Annotated in this window: 16 protein-coding genes and 1 pseudogene; 6 read left to right on the top strand and 11 right to left on the bottom strand. The window is 60.0% G+C overall.

Going from position 1 to position 17,085, the window contains the following annotated elements; translation table 11 throughout:
* Positions 1 to 24: 24 nt before the first annotated feature.
* The 3 genes from F8N85_RS06885 to F8N85_RS06875 are packed head-to-tail and all read right to left on the bottom strand — an operon-like array spanning position 25 to position 2,755.
* Positions 25 to 897, bottom strand: coding sequence for a rhomboid family intramembrane serine protease (locus F8N85_RS06885; RefSeq protein WP_150802899.1), 873 nt, complete (start codon positions 895 to 897; stop codon positions 25 to 27).
* Positions 894 to 1,868 (bottom strand): metallophosphoesterase, encoded by a 975-nt coding sequence (locus F8N85_RS06880; protein WP_191636133.1) that lies wholly within the window; start codon positions 1,866 to 1,868, stop codon positions 894 to 896. The genes F8N85_RS06885 and F8N85_RS06880 overlap by 4 nt, the downstream gene beginning before the upstream one ends.
* Positions 1,865 to 2,755, bottom strand: a complete 891-nt coding sequence (locus F8N85_RS06875; RefSeq protein ID WP_150802897.1) for an NAD(+) kinase — start codon at positions 2,753 to 2,755, stop codon at positions 1,865 to 1,867. The genes F8N85_RS06880 and F8N85_RS06875 overlap by 4 nt, the downstream gene beginning before the upstream one ends.
* A 155-nt stretch (positions 2,756 to 2,910) precedes the next feature.
* On the opposite strand from F8N85_RS06875, the gene F8N85_RS06870 reads away from it, so the two are divergent.
* Entirely contained in the window at positions 2,911 to 3,861 is a 951-nt protein-coding gene (locus tag F8N85_RS06870; protein WP_150802896.1) for a DUF1853 family protein, read from the top strand.
* Here F8N85_RS06870 and F8N85_RS06865 read toward each other — a convergent pair.
* Positions 3,853 to 5,145, bottom strand: coding sequence for an arsenic transporter (locus F8N85_RS06865; protein ID WP_150802895.1), 1,293 nt, complete (start codon positions 5,143 to 5,145; stop codon positions 3,853 to 3,855). The genes F8N85_RS06870 and F8N85_RS06865 overlap by 9 nt on opposite strands.
* 288 nt (positions 5,146 to 5,433) lie before the next feature.
* The gene (locus tag F8N85_RS06860; protein ID WP_150802894.1) at positions 5,434 to 6,537 is read right to left on the bottom strand and encodes a DUF2855 family protein; all 1,104 of its coding nucleotides are present in this window, start codon (positions 6,535 to 6,537) and stop codon (positions 5,434 to 5,436) included.
* A 24-nt stretch (positions 6,538 to 6,561) separates the two neighbouring features.
* Here F8N85_RS06860 and F8N85_RS06855 point away from each other — a divergent pair, with 24 nt between their 5' ends.
* The gene (locus F8N85_RS06855) at positions 6,562 to 7,251 is read left to right on the top strand and encodes a TetR/AcrR family transcriptional regulator (RefSeq protein WP_224795657.1); all 690 of its coding nucleotides are present in this window, start codon (positions 6,562 to 6,564) and stop codon (positions 7,249 to 7,251) included.
* Positions 7,252 to 7,276: 25 nt separating this feature from the next.
* Here F8N85_RS06855 and F8N85_RS06850 read toward each other — a convergent pair whose 3' ends face one another.
* The gene (locus tag F8N85_RS06850) at positions 7,277 to 7,834 is read right to left on the bottom strand and encodes an NADPH-dependent FMN reductase (protein WP_150802937.1); all 558 of its coding nucleotides are present in this window, start codon (positions 7,832 to 7,834) and stop codon (positions 7,277 to 7,279) included.
* A 185-nt stretch (positions 7,835 to 8,019) separates the two neighbouring features.
* On the opposite strand from F8N85_RS06850, the gene F8N85_RS06845 reads away from it, so the two are divergent.
* Positions 8,020 to 8,256, top strand: coding sequence for a hypothetical protein (locus F8N85_RS06845; protein WP_150802893.1), 237 nt, complete (start codon positions 8,020 to 8,022; stop codon positions 8,254 to 8,256).
* Between the two features lie 88 nt (positions 8,257 to 8,344).
* Positions 8,345 to 9,238: a LysR substrate-binding domain-containing protein gene (locus F8N85_RS06840; protein WP_150802892.1), complete on the top strand. Its 894-nt coding sequence runs from the start codon at positions 8,345 to 8,347 to the stop codon at positions 9,236 to 9,238.
* On the opposite strand, the pseudogene F8N85_RS06835 reads toward F8N85_RS06840, so the two are convergent.
* From F8N85_RS06835 to F8N85_RS06815, 5 genes and pseudogenes are all read right to left on the bottom strand, one after another.
* Positions 9,204 to 9,822 (bottom strand): annotated as a pseudogene (locus tag F8N85_RS06835) (GNAT family N-acetyltransferase). The gene F8N85_RS06840 and the pseudogene F8N85_RS06835 sit on opposite strands and share 35 nt — an antisense overlap.
* Positions 9,823 to 9,836: 14 nt before the next feature.
* A complete protein-coding gene (locus tag F8N85_RS06830; protein WP_150802890.1) occupies positions 9,837 to 12,092 on the bottom strand; it encodes an arginine/lysine/ornithine decarboxylase in 2,256 nt (751 codons plus the stop codon).
* A 237-nt stretch (positions 12,093 to 12,329) separates the two neighbouring features.
* Positions 12,330 to 13,082, bottom strand: coding sequence for a DNA polymerase III subunit epsilon (dnaQ, locus tag F8N85_RS06825; protein ID WP_150802889.1), 753 nt, complete (start codon positions 13,080 to 13,082; stop codon positions 12,330 to 12,332).
* A 118-nt stretch (positions 13,083 to 13,200) separates the two neighbouring features.
* A complete protein-coding gene (rnhA, locus tag F8N85_RS06820; RefSeq protein ID WP_150640872.1) occupies positions 13,201 to 13,659 on the bottom strand; it encodes a ribonuclease HI in 459 nt (152 codons plus the stop codon).
* Positions 13,660 to 13,764: 105 nt separating this feature from the next.
* Positions 13,765 to 14,523: a methyltransferase domain-containing protein gene (locus F8N85_RS06815; protein ID WP_150802888.1), complete on the bottom strand. Its 759-nt coding sequence runs from the start codon at positions 14,521 to 14,523 to the stop codon at positions 13,765 to 13,767.
* 65 nt (positions 14,524 to 14,588) lie between these two features.
* On the opposite strand from F8N85_RS06815, the gene gloB reads away from it, so the two are divergent.
* Together gloB and F8N85_RS06805 are read left to right on the top strand one after the other, a co-directional pair.
* The gene (gene gloB / locus F8N85_RS06810) at positions 14,589 to 15,356 is read left to right on the top strand and encodes a hydroxyacylglutathione hydrolase (RefSeq protein ID WP_150802887.1); all 768 of its coding nucleotides are present in this window, start codon (positions 14,589 to 14,591) and stop codon (positions 15,354 to 15,356) included.
* A 98-nt stretch (positions 15,357 to 15,454) separates the two neighbouring features.
* Positions 15,455 to 16,873, top strand: a complete 1,419-nt coding sequence (locus F8N85_RS06805) for a transglycosylase SLT domain-containing protein (protein ID WP_150802886.1) — start codon at positions 15,455 to 15,457, stop codon at positions 16,871 to 16,873.
* Positions 16,874 to 17,085 lie beyond the last annotated feature (212 nt).

Below are 17,085 nucleotides of genomic sequence, written 5' to 3'. Positions count from 1 at the left end.
GTGCTCTCTATTCATACGGCAATTTTAGACGGCCAGTTTACGTCGGCTGAACAAGCCACCCAACAAACCGGTAAAGCATCCGACGAGCAACCCGCCGACATGCGCCGCGTTGGCAATTTCACCGAAGCCGATCATCGAGATCAGCCCGGACATACACAGCAGCAGCCACACCAGCATCATCACCAACACCCCACGGGGCAGACGATAAGCCGGATTCGGCGACAAAATCTGATAGATCCAGCAATGTCCGAGCAGACCGTAAAGTACCCCGGACAACCCGCCAAACAAGGTCGGGCCGCTGAACAGATACTGGGCGTAATTGGACACCAGGCTGAACAGCAGCGTCAGGCCAAGCAGGTTGATACTGCCCTGGCGCATTTCGATGCGCCGGCCCAGTTCCCAATACCACATGCCATTCATGGCCAGGTGCAGGATGCCGAAATGGATCAGCATCGGCGTCACCAGGCGCCACCACTGCCCTGCTTCGAGGCTGTCGGCCAGTGGCGTGAACTGGATGTACTCGCCAGCGATGCGGAATTCGAGAAAGGTCAGCCAGCGTATGACATCAAGGTTGTCACCGAGCATGGTCACGCCGCCGATGATCAGGCTCAGCAACAGGATCAGTGCGGTAACCGGGCTGTGGCGCAATTGCTCGACGAAGCCCGGACGCCGGACTGCGGCCCGGGTATTGGGAATGTCCAGCTGCTGATCGGGATCACCGGTTGGAAAACGTTCATACAGTGAACGGACATCCTCGCTGATCGAGTCCGGCACCCAGAGCACCTGCTCGCCGGCTTCTTCGCTGACCCGATGCGGGACCTGCATGCGCTGCAGCAGTTTGACGAAACCACTCAGGTCGACTGCCAGCGGCAGGCGCAAGACCGCGACGGCACTCATTGCAGCACCTCCGGACGTTCGACATCGACCCAGACGAACTTGCGTGGATCGAGGCGGGTTTCCTGGTCCAGCCGGTAGGCGACCAGTTTGCCGTAGAGCACTGCGCTGTAGTCCAGGCAAGCCAGGTTCGGCCGGATCGGTGCCGGTTTGCCGCTGCGCCAGTAGTGACCGACGAACAACAACGGCTCGTCGACGCCATAGCGCAGCAAGGTGTTTTTCTCGATGGACGACAGCGGTGTCTGGGCAATCGGCTCAGGTAAGGCGTCAGGTTGAAACACGATGTCTCCATAGGTTTGCGGGTCGTCTTCCCAGAACGTGGTGCGGAAGAACGCCCGGGTCAGGCCGTCGCCGCTGGTCATGGTCAGGCCGTGGGGCAAGCGCATGTCGGTGCCGCGCAACAGCCGGTCGAACACCGTGCAGGCGAAACTGCCGGGCACGGCGGCGGCCTGGAGGAAGTGTTCGTCGATACAGCCATTGTGAAACTGCGCCCGCAACGGTTCGATCAGCCCGGCATCCCAGCAGGCATGCACCACCCGGAAGCGCCCGGCATCGACGAACAGCGGCATCTGGTAAAACCACTCGAGGAAGTCGTGCCAGTCCGCGGGATGCTGAGCGAATTGAGTCAGGGTTTCGTCGATCAACCGCGCATGCCGGGGGGTGTGTTCGCGCACGTATTGCTTGCCACTGCCCGGGGGTGCGGGCGTGCTCCAGCCGAGCGCGTTGAACTCATGGTTACCCATGATGCACAGCGCCTGCCCGGCTTCGGTCATGTCGTGGACGATATGCAGCGCCTCGCGAATCCGCGGGCCTCGGTCGATGATATCGCCGAGGAACACCGCCATGCGCGAAGGATGGCGCCAGGTACCGCCCACCTTGTGATACCCGAGCCGGTCGAGCAAATGTTCAAGGGTATGAGCGCAACCATGCACGTCACCGATCAGGTCGTAGCTACGCGCGGGATCAAGCATCAGTCGCCTCCACCACCCAAGCGGCTGCCCCAGCCGAGCTTGGTCCGGCAAACTTCATAATAATTGTGGTCCAGAGGATGGATCAGCTGCAGCTTTTGCGGCTTCTTACTGATGGTGATGGTGTCGCCCGGGGCGCAGGTGAAGTGGTTCTGCCCGTCACAGGAGACTTGCGGATATATCTGCATATCCTTGGACACGACGATTTTCAGCTCACTGTTGCCATCGACCACAATCGGCCTTCCAGACAAGGTATGGGGGTACATCGGCACGATAACAATGGCATCGAGCTTGGGATGCATGATCGGCCCGCCTGCCGACAGCGCATAGGCGGTCGAACCGGTCGGCGTCGCGACGATCAGGCCGTCGGCTTTCTGGCTGCAGACGAACTGGCCGTCGATGTACAGCTCGAACTCGATCATCCGCGTCGACTTGCCGGGGTGCAGCACCACGTCGTTCAACGCATCGCCCTGGCCGATGGCCTCGGCGTGGCGGCGGACTTCGGCCTGCAACAGGAAGCGGTTTTCGACCAGGTAATGGCCGTCGAGCACTTCGGCGACCTTCACTTCCAGTTCGTCGGGACGAATATCGGTCAGGAACCCCAGGCTGCCACGGTTGATCCCCAGCACCGGAATGTTGTGTCGAGCCAGCGCCCGGGCAGCGCCCAGCAGGCTACCGTCACCGCCGACGACTATGACCATGTCGCAGACTTCACCGAGCATCTTGCGCGATGAGGTTTGCAGGCCGTGGCCTGGCAGGACTTCGGCAATGGTGTCCTCGAGGATCACGTGCATGTGCCGGTCGAGCAGAAACCTTTTCAGTCGGCGAACCGTGTCGAGTACCTGGGAACTGCCCAGACGACCGATGATGCCGATATTGCGAAATTGCTCCATGGGGTTCCTGCGAAGTTCTGGGACGGGCCGAAAAGGACGATTATGGGCGAAAGCCGGCCGCAGACAAAATCCTTTCAGCTTCAAGGGTGTGTTCTCGACATGACGGCGCGCCCGTGATTTATCGAGAACACACCCTTTTAGGCTATGCTCGCAGAATGATCCTGTTTCCTGGCTTGCTCAACTTACCCCGCCAGTTGCGCCACCCCGAGGTGCGCGACCTGGCTTGGGTCATCCTCGCGCCGCCGATGCTCAGTGAAACCCCGTGGCCCCAGCGCCATCCGCTGGCCGGCAGTGATTGGGTAGAGGCTCCCGAACAGCTTGCGCAGTGGCTTGAACAGCTGGATCAGGACAGCAGCCCGTTGCGCCACTGGCTGGCTCTGGGTCCGACCCGCCGTCTGGGCCTGTATTACGAGCGTCTGTGGCAATTCGCCGTGCAGCACGCCCCTGGCATCGAATTGATCGCAGCCAATATGCCGATCCGTCGTGCCGGCCACACCCTGGGCGAACTGGACATGCTGCTGCGCGATCGCGACGGCGTGCACCACCTGGAACTGGCGATCAAACTTTATCTGGGGCCACAACAGGGCGATGGCCATGACACAGCGCAGTGGCTCGGCCCCGGCTGTCATGACCGCCTGGACCGCAAACTGGCGCACCTGAGCCAGCATCAGTTACCGATTTCTGCCCGCCCCGAGAGCCGCGAAGTCCTGGCTGCACTGGACATCCAGCAGTTCAGTGCGCAGTTGTGGCTGGGCGGATACCTGCTGTATCCGTGGCCAGGCAAGGCCCAGCCACCGGCCGGTGCGCACCCGCAGCATTTGAATGGCCGCTGGTTGCACCAGCGCGACTGGTCGAAATTTGTCCTTGAACAGCCACCGGGACGCTGGCAACCCCTGCCCCGCCATGCCTGGCTGGCACCGGCGCATTATCCCGCCGATCAGACCTGGGATGCCGACCAACTGAATGCCTGGCTGGCCGCTCTGGAACCCCAGGCGCCTGCACAGTTGATGGTACGCCTGACGGAAAACATCGCGGGCGAATGGGAAGAAGCCGAGCGCTTGTTCCTGGTGGCGGATCTTTGGCCGAATGTGCCGGGGTCAGGGTAGACCCACCGACAACCGCACCGCCAACGCCGCCAATGTCACCAGCAGCACCGGCACCGTCAGCACTATCCCGACCTTGAAGTAATAGCCCCAGCCGATCTGGATGTCCTTGCGCGCCAGTACATGCAACCAGAGCAAGGTTGCCAGGCTGCCAATCGGAGTGATTTTCGGTCCCAGGTCACTGCCGATGACGTTGGCATAGATCATCGCCTCCTTTACCACGCCAACGGCCTGGCTGGCATCGATGGACAACGCGCCGATCAGCACCGTCGGCAGGTTGTTCATGATCGAGGAAAGCAACGCCGTCAGCAGGCCGGTGCCCATGGCCGCGCCCCAGATGCCGTAGCCGGCAAACCAGTCCAGCAGCCCGGCGATGTGCCCGGTCAACCCGGCATTGCGCAGCCCATAGACCACCAGGTACATGCCCAGCGAGAAAATCACGATCTGCCACGGCGCCTCTTTCAGCACCTTGCGGGTGGAAATCTTGTGCCCGTGGGCAGCAATTGCCAGCAGCAAGGCCGCGCAAACCGCCGAGATGGCGCTGATGGGAATCCCCAACGGCTCCAGGGCGAAGCAACCCGCCAGCAAAATCATCAGCACCCACCAACCGGCGATAAACGTCGGCTTGTCGTGAATCGCGTGCTCCGGTTGTTCAAGCTGCTGCGGGTCGTAACTGCGAGGAATGTCGCGACGGAAAAACCACATCAGCATACCCAGGGTTGCCGCCACGCTGACCAGGTTGACCGGCACCATCACCGCCGCGTACTGGTTGAAACCGATCTTGAAAAAGTCCGCTGAAACAATGTTCACCAGGTTCGAAACCACCAACGGCAGGCTCGCGGTATCGGCGATAAACCCGGCGCCCATCACGAACGCCAGGGTAGCCGTCGGAGAAAAGCGCAGGGCCAGCAGCATTGAAATAACGATGGGAGTGAGGATCAACGCCGCGCCGTCGTTAGCAAACAAGGCCGATACCAGCGCCCCCAGCAACACCATAAACGCAAACAACCTGCGCCCACTGCCGCGCCCCCAGCGGGCGACATGCAAGGCGGCCCAGGCAAAGAACCCGGCCTCATCCAGCAACAGGCTGATGATAATCAACGCGACGAAGGTTCCAGTGGCATTCCAGATGATCTGCCACACCAATGGAATATCGCTCAGCTGTACCACGCCAGAGAGCAATGCCAGCACCGCGCCGAACACCGCACTCCAGCCAACCCCCAGGCCTTTGGGCTGCCAGATCACCAGAGTAATGGTCAGCAGGAAAATCAGCGACGCTATAAGCATGCAAAAACAGCCTTCGTAAATTCAAAAGTGGTCATTTGAGTTGATCGGCACGGGCAAGACAGTCGAACTGACAGAGGGCAAGTAGCTCGATGCAGCGAGCGCGAAATATATGGATTTTCGTATATTCAGTAAAGCGGGGATTTCCAGGCAGGGTTCATTCGTGACTGACCATTGTGGGAGCGAGCAAGTTCGCTCCCACAGGTTTCGAGTCGATCACACTATAGTGGGCGGATCTGGATCTCATGTGGGAGCGGGCTTGACCCGCGAACCGCGAAGCGGCCATTCACCTCAAAGGCGGATCACATGCCCCTCAACCGGAGGCACCTGACCATGGAACAGGCGGGAAATGACATCCTGCGCCGCCTCCAGCCCTTCACTGACCACCACTTCCAGCAACGGATTCGAGGGCGCGGTCACCTGCTGATAAAACCGCTGCAATCCCTCGCCAATATGCTGGCTGACCCGCTCTGGCCCCCAATCGGCATTGCGTTTGCGAATCTGGATCGGTGCGAAGAAGAACACCGGCTGCGGGCCTTCAATGGCACTCAACTGCGCCTCATCGGTGCTTTGCGCCGAGCCGGCGAAGCAGCTGTAGCGCAACTGCCCGGCAAAGTGCTGATGCACTTGATCACGCAGCTTCAGGTCGCCGGAAAAATCCACGTACAACGTCGGCCGGTCTTTCTCCAGAAGGTCCAGCTCGGCATAGGAAACGGTCCGTTCATAACACCCAAGCCCTTCGACAAAGCCTTTATTACCCGCAGAAGTGAGGGCTACTCGTTCAAGCCCGGGCAGCCCTTCCAGACATACGGCAGTGCCATAAGCGGTCTTGCTCGAAGCACTGGAAAACACCAGCCGGGTCGCACCGAAGAACTGGTTGTCCTGCAGGAAGTCCGCGAGCATCGACGAAGTCAAAAACAGCGGTTTGAGCAGGATCTGCAAATTTTCGGTGGCCGGACTGTAGTACTGATCCCAACTGCATCGGGTGTACTGGTTATAGGCCGAAGTCAGTGCCTGACGATGCTCGGCGGCGTCATAAAAGCCGCGCTCGCTGACCCGTTCGGGACGCATCCAGACATGGCTGGCCAACGGAAAATAGCCATAGAACCGCTCTCCCACCTCAACCCCATCGATAGTCGAGGCAACCACATCGGCAAAACCCCAGGTCGGTATATGGCCCCACTCCGAGAGCCCCGTCGGAAAGAAACCCCAGTAGTTCATCGAATCACCATAGGCGGCATAGGTGATGTTATTGGTAGTCAGTGCGCAGCGATCGATTTTCAGAATCGCCTCGCCGGCAGCCGGAATCAGGCTGCGCTGCTGCTGTTCGATACGACTCTGGTCCAGAGCATTCTTGCGGGTGATCAGCCGTGTTACCGTGCTCAAACTTTGCATTTCCAGGCTCCTGCTGCGTAGATAGTGGCGAGTCGCACCAGAGTAGTGGTAGCCGATGAAGAACGGGTTCGGAAACTCCAGGAGCACTGCGTCCACCCTGAACCCCGGGCCAAGCCGCTGAAACGGCCCACTCAGGCGCGGGCAATCTTCACCGTCGAGGCGATTTACGAAGCCTTTGTTCGGATTTGGCGGCGCGATGGCTGGTCGGGGTTGACCACTCGCTCAGTGGCGCTGGAAGCCGGGGTTGCAATCGGTACGCTTTACGACTATTTCCCCAGCAAAGAGGCGTTGCTCTCAGGTTATGTCCGACATTGCGTTGAACAACTGCTGCAACGCCTGGATGAGCAGGTCATACGGCCCAGCGACCTCGACTGGCGAACCCGGATCAACCGTTTGCTGCGCCTGGGCTATGACCCGGCCGACGCCCAACAGCCCTTGCTCGACTATGAACTGCTGATGCTCGAACACCAGATCGCCGAGCCCAAGCATCATCACCGGGTGTTCCAGGAACTCTCGCGCAAATGGCATGAAGCCTTTGCTGTCTGCAGCGATCTGCCGGAAAAACCTTCAGCGACAAGTATCGATGCCTGGCTGATCATGGCCTGGGGCGGCCGTCGCTACGGCATCACCCTGCAGTCCCCTGCCGCGCAAACAGCCGCCTGGCTGACAGAACTCGAAGCAATGATCTGTGAGCGACTGACCAGCGCCGGGTAGCCCGCCAGCGCTGGCGCCGCAGGCTTCAGACCTTCTTGTGCTGCTCGACCCAGGCCCCGTAGGCATTGATAAATTTCTGCAAGATCGGCTGGATAGCCTCGGAAGGCTTGCCCGCGTCGTCGAACGCGGAGCCGGCACCACCTAGATAGGTTTCGGGTTGCTGCATGCACGGCACATCGAGGAAGACCAATGACTGGCGCAGGTGGTGGTTGGCACCAAATCCGCCGATCGCTCCCGGTGACGCGCTGATCACTGCGCCGGGTTTTCCGCTCCAGGCACTTTTGCCATAAGGGCGGGAACCGACGTCAATCGCGTTCTTCAAAACACCGGGCACCGAGCGGTTGTATTCCGGGGTCACGAACAACACCGCGTCGGATGAGCTCACTTGTTGTCTGAAAGTGCTGTAGGCTGCCGGCGGTGCGGCATCAATGTCTTCGTTGTAGAGCGGCAAATCACCAATCTCGATGATGTTCAGTTTAAGATTGGCCGGCGCCAGTTCTGCCAATGCCATTGCGACCTTGCGGTTGATCGACTGTTTTCTCAAACTGCCGACCAACACTGCAATCGTGTAGACGTTGCTCATTGAGGATTCCCGACTATCTGGCTTTAGGTGCCTGTAGTTATAGATGATTCGGGCGGCATCACAACCGGCCCGCTTCACGGAATCGGTGTTCATGACTATATTTTTCCTGTAGGAAAACTTACCGCGCCCAATTACGGTCTACAGAGCCGCAAATTGAGTGATTTATCTCCAGAGGTTCTAAGCAGATGGCAGCAGTACTCGTTGGACAATTCCATGCAAGAGACGCGGAAGGCCGTGTCTATTCGGTGCATGAGTTCCAGGAATCCACCCCGTCGCCAGATGGCCTGGCCGGCTCGGCGCCTGTTACCTCCTATCGCCTGGCCATTGGTGATCGGGTCGACAAACTGAATGATAACGAGTTTCAGTTGAAGCAGTCGGGCGTCACGATCACTCGCGAACCCGAAACCTACATCGCCTCATAACCCCGTGTTATGAGCTGAAGTCATATGCGCGGACTTGGGTTAGGATTCAGTCAATGAATCCCTCACCCGCTGGACATGGACTTCACGCATGCGTTTACGTCATATCGAAGTGATCCAGGCGCTGCTGCAAACCAGTCATCTGGGCACTGCCGGCGAGTTGCTGCGACTACCGGTGGCCGAAGTCGAGGCGATTCTGCGTGACGCCGAGGATCAACTCGGCTTCATGTTGTTCGCCAGCGTGCGCGGACGGCTGCAAGCCACCCGCGAGGCACGAGAGCTGCAGGTCGAGATCGCCCGAGTCTACGAGGCGTTTGAACCTGTGCAGCGACTGGCCAGCAGTCTGAAGCAATATCAGGCGCCGCCGCTGCGGATCATCTGCACCCCTCCGCTTGCGCAGCAACTGCTGCCGCAAAGCATTGCCAACCTGCGCCGAAATTTTCCCGATGCGCCCTGCAATCTCGCCAGCCAACCCACTCGTGAGATCGTCAAAAGCCTGCTGTTGCGCGAAAGCGACCTGGGCTTGAGCCTGCACAACCCCGACCACGGCGACCTCAACTGCGAAGTGCTGGCTCAAGGCAAGCTGCAACTGCTGGCGCCCCATGGCTGGCTGCAGCCCAAGCAAAAATACCTCTCCGTGCAGGAGCTGGCCGGCCAGTCAATGGTTGGCCTGGAAGGTCATGACCCGCTGAGCGTGATGCTCGACAGCAAGCTGCAAGCCCTGCGCCCGGCCCCGGTGATCCAGATCCGGGTGCAGACCCATCAGATGATGCGCAGCATGGTCGAGGCCGGGGAAGGCCTGGCGATCGTCGACCCCTTTACCGCCCTCGGTGCACGAGCCGGTGGCCTGGATGTGTGTCCACTGTCCCCGCCGGTACCGATCACGCTCTATTCCCTCACGCTCAAGAACAGCACGCCTTCGCCCGCCCTGCAGGCCCTGCTGGAGATTGTCACGGAGAAAGCCGCGGCGATGCTGGCGGGTTGAACAGCGGCTTAATCCAGCGGGTTTTCAAACAACCGATACCAGAAAATCGCCACCTCGGCGGTATGCGGGTCGATCCCCCGATAGCGCAGATGATCAATTCCACCGATCACATAACCGCAGCGTTCATACAACCGGCAGGCGCCCAGGTTGTTGTTCTGGGTTTCCAGCATGATGCCCGGCAACTTCTTCTTGCGACTCCAGAACTGCGCGACGTCCAGTAACGCCTTGGCCACCCCGTGGCGACGCGCCGGCGCATGCACCGCCAGCTCATCGATATGGGCGTAACCGTTCCAGTTGGTACTGACCACCACATGCCCCACGGGCTGATCATCGAGCCAGGCCATGAAAATAGCGCTGTCGGCGGCGTTGTGGTAACTGTTGAACTCTTGCGGGTCGATGCCGTAACACTTGCGATAAGGCGCGATGTTCTCCACCGGCCATTGGTCGACGCTTAGACCGACCTGCGCCGCCGCGTAGGTACTGACCTCAAAACTGAAATCGCTGCCCCAGATGTAGGCCGCGAAGCCGTCATCGGCCACGCGCACCGACAAGCCGGGATATTTGGGATTAATCATTGGCTGCATGGCAGGAAACGTCCTCAAACCTTGATGCAATCGACGGTGTAGCAACGTCCATTGCCTTCGTCTTCGTGCTGCAAGCCATGCACGTCCGCGACAAAGCCTGGAAAGCTGCTGTCGAAGGTGCGGGCGAACGCCAGGTAATCGATGATCGAACGGGTCGACTCGGTGAAGCGCTCGCCAGGCATGATCAGCGGGATGCCCGGTGGATACGGCACCAGCATCACCGCGGCGATCCGACCCTGCAGGGCGTCGATGGACACCGCTTCAACCTCGCCACGTACCAGTTGATCGTAGGCATCGGCCGGTTTCATGGCAATCTCCGGCAGGACTGTGTACATGCGCTTGAGGTGTTTGGCCGTGGCATTGCTGCGATAACAGGCATGCAACTGGTCGCACAGATCGCGCAGGCCCATGCCCTGATAGCGTGCAAGATCCTGTTTGGCCACGCACGGCAGGCAGGTCGCCAGGCTGACGTTGGCGTCGTAGCTGCGCTTGAACTCCAGCAGTTCGGTGAGCAGCGTGCTCCATTTGCCTTTGGTGATACCCATGGAGAACAGCACCAGAAACGAATACAGACCGGTCTTCTCGACCACCAGGCCGCGCTCCCAGAGGAATTTGCTGACCACCGCCGCCGGGATGCCGCACTCGCTCAAGGCACCGCCGGCGGTCAGCCCGGGCATGACCAGAGTGACCTTGATCGGATCGAGCAGGACGTAATCTTCGGCAATATCGCCGAAACCATGCCAGTCCGCCTCGGGCTCGAGCAGCCAGTCAGCGGTGACAACCCGGTCGATCCCCTCGACCGATGGCGGCTGCCAGATCGAAAACCACCAGTCATCCGCGGCGATATGCTGACGCAGATTGGCCAGCGCCCGGCGAAAACTCAGTGCCTCATCGAACATTTCCTGCAGCAGCGAACGACCCGCCGGCCCTTCCATCATTGCCGATGCAACGTCCAGCGAAGCGATGATGCTGTACTGCGGTGAAGTGGAGATATGCATCATGAAGGCTTCGTTGAACCGATCACGGTCCAGTTGTCGCGCGCCGCCGTCCTGCACGTGAATCATCGAGGCCTGGCTGAACGCCGCCAGGAGTTTGTGCGTGGAGTGGGTGGTGAACACCAGGGGGCTGTCGGCGGTGCGCGAAGTGCCCATGCCGTAACGCCCGGCAAAGAACTCGTGAAACGCCGCGTAAGCGTACCAGGCCTCGTCGAAGTGCAAGACCTCGACGCTGTTGCCCAGGGTCTGTTTGATCAGCTCGGCGTTGTAGCACAGGCCGTCGTAGGTGGAGTTGGTGACCACTGCCAGCTTGACCCTGGGTGGTCGGCCCTTGGTCAGCGGGCTGGCATCGATCTTGGCCTTGATCGACTCGGGGCTGAATTCGCTCAGCGGAATCGGCCCGATAATGCCCAGCTCATTGCGCTCCGGGCAGAGGTACAGCGGAATCGCGCCCGTCATGATGATCGAGTGCAGGACCGACTTGTGGCAGTTGCGGTCTACCAGCACCAGGTCGTCACGCCCGACCATCGAATGCCAGACGATCTTGTTGGCGGTCGAGGTGCCGTTGATCACGAAAAAGGTGTGATCGGCGCCAAAATTGCGCGCCGCGCGGGCCTCGGCTTCAGCCAATGGACCGGTGTGATCGAGCAGCGAGCCCAGCTCCGGCACCGAGACCGACAAGTCCGAACGCAGGGTGTTTTCCCCGAAAAACTGATGAAACGCCTGCCCCACCGGGCTCTTGTGATAGGCCACGCCACCACCGTGACCGGGGGTGTGCCAGGAGTAGTTGGAATCGGCAGTGTGTTGCACCAGCGCCTTGAAAAACGGCGGCAACAGGCCATCAAGGTAATTGCGCGCCGCTCGCGCCACTTGTCGGGCAAGGAACGGCACGGTGTCTTCGAACAGATAGAGAATACCGCGCAACTGATTGAGCTCGCTCATGGCGTCGGCCGGGGCGTTTTCCAGGGTCACCTGCTCGCCCAGGGCGAAAATCGGCAGGTTCGGCGCACGCACCCGCGCCAGGCGGATCAGTTGGGCCATATTCTGCAGTAGATGGGTATTTTCCCTGGCGTCCTCCGCGGCGATCAGCATGCAGGCCAGGCCGTGGTGAGTCGAGGCCACCAGCCGCCCCTCGGTGTAATCCACCGCAGAAACGATACTGAAACCTTCCTGCTCCAGCTCCCGGGCGATTCCGCGGACCCGATCACCGGCGACGGTGTCAGCCTTGATGTCGCGGTGCACGATAAGGACGGGGAATTTCAAGTCTTTATACATGGGGCGGGTGTCCTGAGAGGGCAGACCGCAGCCTGCCAATGACCTCAGGGTAGAGGGTTGAGGCTCTTGTGGCGAGGGGCTTGTCGGAACGCCGCACCGCCCCGTTGGGTCGCGAAGCGGCCCTAAAACCTGCAATCACATTTCGTCAGGCACACCGCATTCACAGGTTTGCGGCTGCTGCGCACCCGAGCGGGGGCAAGCCCCCTCGCCACAGGCAAGCTCCCTCGCCACAATGGATTAACCCTTGGCCTCAGCCAGCTGCACCCAAAGCGCTGGCGCGCCGGCAGATTTGGCAATCGCTTCCATCCGCGCCACGTGTTCGGCCAGGTCGGTTTCACTGGCACGAATGATCCGGGTCGGCTGGCGATCGGCTGGCAGACGGCGAATCTCGCTGGGCCGGTTGCCCGAACCTTCGCCCGAACCGTTGCCATCCGAGGCGTTGCCAGCCAGGGACAGGCTGGTCTGGCCGCCGGTCATGGTCAGGTAGACGTCGGCGAGGATCTCGGAGTCGAGCAAGGCGCCGTGCAGCTCACGACCGGAGTTGTCGACGCCATAGCGTTTGCACAAGGCATCAAGGCTGTTGCGTTGCCCCGGATGGCGCTCACGGGCCATCATCAGGGTGTCGAGGATCGTGCAGTGCTGAGTGATATCAGCCCGATCCTTGCGCCCCATCAAGGCGAATTCATTGTTGATGAAGCCGACGTCGAACGCCGCGTTGTGGATGATCAGCTGTGCGCCCATGATGAATTCGAAGAACTCTTCGGCCACTTCAGCAAACCGCGGTTTTCCCACCAGGAATTCGTTGGTGATGCCGTGTACGCCAATGGCGCCTTCATCACTTTCCCGGTCCGGCTGCAGATAGACATGGAAATGCCGACCGGTCAGGCGCCGACCGATCAACTCGACGCAACCGATCTCGACAATCCGGTGGCCGTCGGTCACCGGCATGCCGGTGGTTTCGGTATCGAGTACAACGGATCTGTTGGCCATCAGGGTCAGCTCTCAACGGGTCATTCGTGCAAAAGCGGCGATATTAACACGCCCGCTGGTGTCTTTCAGATACACCGTTTTGCGCCCATCGCGAGCAGGTCAAACAGTCATACCGAAATCAGGACTGCTTGTAACCGCGCACTTCGTCCACGCCTCGGTTGGCCAATTGGTCGGCGCGCTCGTTGCCGTGGTGGCCGATATGGCCGCGCACCCACTTCCAGGTGACGTTATGGCGATTGACCTGCTCATCGAGCAGCTTCCACAGGTCAGCATTTTTCACCGGTTCTTTAGCGGCGGTTTTCCAGCCGCGTTTCTTCCAGTTGTCCATCCATTCGTTGATGCCTTTCATCACGTACTGGGAGTCGGTCACCAACAGCACATCGCAGGAACGCTTGAGCTCTTCCAGGCCACGAATCGCCCCCATCAACTCCATGCGGTTGTTGGTGGTGTTGGCTTCGCCGCCCCAGAGTTCTTTTTCAACGCCCTTGCACACCAGTAACGCGCCCCAACCGCCTGGGCCGGGATTGCCCTTGCAGGCGCCATCAGTGAAAAGTTCTACGCTATCGCTATCGCTCATTCCAACCTATCCAGAAAATGCCTGTGGCTTGCCGATCGTTGACCGACAACGCCCGAGGCCGGGCAAGCCCGGCCGGCCAATATAATATTAAAGAGAAAGAGTGTTTTACGGCTCGATGTCGCGACGATTGACCTTGGCCATCGGCAACGGAATCAGCTTGCCCATCGGTTCGCGGCGAACCTGACGCACCGGCCTCAAGCCGACCACGATCTTGCGCGCGACCAGTAAATAGAAGCCGCCACCGGACAATTGCCAGTCACCGGCCTTGCGTTCCCAACCCGCCAGACGGGCCTGCCACGCAGGGGACGCGAGCGGCGGACGATAGCATCCGAAGCGGCGTTTCTCCAGCGCAAAGCCCAGCAGGTTCAACCAGTCACCGACCCGTGAAGGCGAAATGCAGCGAGCCTTGCGCAGCGCGTCATGGGCGAACACATGGCGCAAGCCCCAGCTACTCCAGGGGTTGATGCCGACAATCAGCAAATGTCCGCCGGGGCGCACACTGCTGGCCGCTTCACGAAGCAAGCCATGGGGTGAGAGGCAGAAATCCAGCCCGTGCTGCAATACCACCACGTCGGCGGCATGCTCGCTAAGGGGCCAGGCCTGCTCCTCGCAAACGATTTCCACACCAGGCAACGGCGCGCCAAGCCGGACATTGCGCTGCACCTGGGGCGCCGCTGGCGGCGTTTCGGCCGAGGGCCCGTAATGCACCAGGTAGCCGCCAAAGAACCGTCCAAGCTCGTCTTCGAGCATGCGCCGCTCTTCGTCCAGCAAAAATTGTCCGATGGGACCGGCCAGCCATTCACGGGCCGCGCCGATCAATGCCAGCCAGTCAGGATCAGCCTGAGCGAACGCTTTATCGGTCATTGCATTCTCCAACTCGCCAAGAAGTTCTAAGATGCGCCATTGTTTCCTGCTTGGCGAATCCAACGATGATACAGATCAGTGCCCTGCCTGCCTTCACCGATAACTACATCTGGTTGTTACAGGATCACCGCACCCAGTGCTGCGCCGTGGTCGATCCGGGCGATGCCGCGCCAGTGCAGGCGTGGCTCGAGCAACATCCCGAGTGGACCCTGAGCGACATTCTGGTCACGCACCATCACCATGATCACGTCGGCGGCGTCGAGCAGCTCAAGCAAAGGACTGGCGCCAGGGTCTACGGGCCGGCAAGCGAAAACATCCCGGGCCGCGATGTGGCGCTGCACGACAATGACAGCATCAGTGTACTCGGCTGCGAAATGAAAGTAATCGCCGTCCCCGGCCATACCCTGGGGCATATTGCGTATTACCATCATGGGCTGCTGTTCTGCGGCGACACGCTCTTCGCAGCCGGCTGCGGGCGGCTGTTCGAAGGCACGCCCGAGCAAATGCACCACTCGTTGAGCCAACTGGCAGCCTTGCCTGAAGACACCCTGGTGTATTGCACCCACGAATACACCCTGAGCAATCTGCGTTTTGCCCAGGCGGTCGAGCCGAACAATCCTCACATCACCGAACGGCTGGCGAACGTCACTCAACTGCGCGAAGACGGCCACATGAGCCTGCCCTCGACCCTGGCCCTGGAAAAGCTCACCAACCCGTTCCTGCGCACTGGCGAAACATCTGTTAAACAAAAAGCGGACGAACGGAATGGCCTCGATAACCGTTGTCCCAGTGCGGTTTTTGCTGCCTTGAGGGCTTGGAAAGATAAATTCTAGACGTACTACTGTTGACACAAAAATTCTGAATGGTTGACCGCACCTCGAGTGCTTTCTAGAATCGCCCGACATTTTTGCCCGGAACTTACTTCCAGCCAATGTCGTCATTTATTAGTAAAGCCATCACTTCAGACGCATTGACCCGCCTGGCTCAAGCCATCGCGGTGGCTGTGTCCGCCACACTGGCGGGCTGCCAAAGCACCAGTTATGCCCCGCAAACCGACGCGGCGCATGTCCCGAATCTTTCCCACCGGGTCAAACAAAAGCCTATCTGGCTCAGCGAAAAACCCACCCCGCAAGTGCCTCAGGATGTCTGGGAGCGCATGCGTCTGGGCTTCCAGTTACAAGATGGGCTCGGCGTCAACCCGCGCATCGAACAGCAGCGCCTGTGGTTCGCCAGCAACCCGTCGTTCCTGGAAAACGCCGGTGAGCGTGGCAGCCTTTATATTCATTACATCGTCGAACGCCTCGAAGAACGCAACATGCCGCTGGAGCTGGCGCTGCTGCCGGTGATTGAAAGTGCCTACAACCCGATGGCCTACTCCCGGGCCAATGCCGTCGGCCTGTGGCAGTTCATCCCGTCTACCGGGCGTTACTTCAACCTGCGTCAGACCCGTTTCTACGATGGCCGGCGCGACATCACCGCCTCGACCACCGCGGCGCTGGATTACCTGACCCGCCTGCACGACATGTTCAACGGCGACTGGATGCTGGCGCTGGCGGCCTATAACGCTGGCGAAGGCACTGTCAGCCGGGCCATCGAGCGTAACGAAAAACTCGGTTTGCCCACCGATTACTGGAACCTGCCGCTGCCTGCCGAGACCCAGGCTTACGTCCCCAAGTTGCTGGCCCTGTCCCAAGTGGTGCTGGCGCCGCAAGCGTATGGCGTGAACCTGAACCCGATCGCCAACGAGCCCTATTTCGAAGTCGTCGAAATCAACCAGCGCATGGACTTGTCCCGTGTCGCCGCCGTGGCCAACATCGACGAAGACGAGTTGTTCCAGCTCAACCCGGCCTTCAAGCAACGCACCACCATCGACGGCCCCCAGCATCTACTGGTGCCGACGTCCAAGGCACAGCTGCTGACCACCAGCCTGTCGACCATGAAACCGGAAGAACTGATCAGCAAGCGCTCGCTCAAGCCGGTGTTCGATGACGTGGCCAGCGACGAATCCCCCAGGTTGAAGCGCAGCTACCGGGTAAAACGCGGAGACAACCTGACGCTGATCGCCAAGGCCAACAAGGTCGACGTCAAGGACCTGCAACGCTGGAACAAACTGACCGGCAAGAACTTGAAAGCCGGCCAGACCCTGGTCATGCAGGACACTGGCAAAGGCAAAGGCAACAGCGTTGCCAGCAACAAAAAGTCGACCCAGTACAAGGTCAAGCGAGGGGATTCGCTGTACATGGTCGCCAAGCGCTTCAATGTCGAGATGCAACACCTCAAGCGCTGGAACCCACGCACCGGCCAGGCACTCAAGCCGGGGCAGATGCTGACGGTTTCTGCGCCGCATTGAGTTGATGGGACCGAAAAGATCGCAGCCTTCGGCAGCTCCTACAGGGATTTGCGTACACCCCCAACATCCCGGGTGTATTCGGTCGGCGCGTAGGAGCTGCCGCAGGCTGCGATCTTTTTGAGGTACTCCAGGTGCTTTGGTGCATAACCTTTTTCCTGTCGATACAAGCTGTTACTGTACCGATCACAAAGCCCAAGCCGCCCGGATCGGAT

The organism is Pseudomonas fluorescens (assembly GCF_902497875.1).
Classification (GTDB): domain Bacteria; phylum Pseudomonadota; class Gammaproteobacteria; order Pseudomonadales; family Pseudomonadaceae; genus Aquipseudomonas; species Aquipseudomonas fluorescens_BR.
The sequence above is the reverse complement of the archived record's forward strand: the minus strand, read 5'-3'. Positions and strand labels throughout refer to the sequence as shown.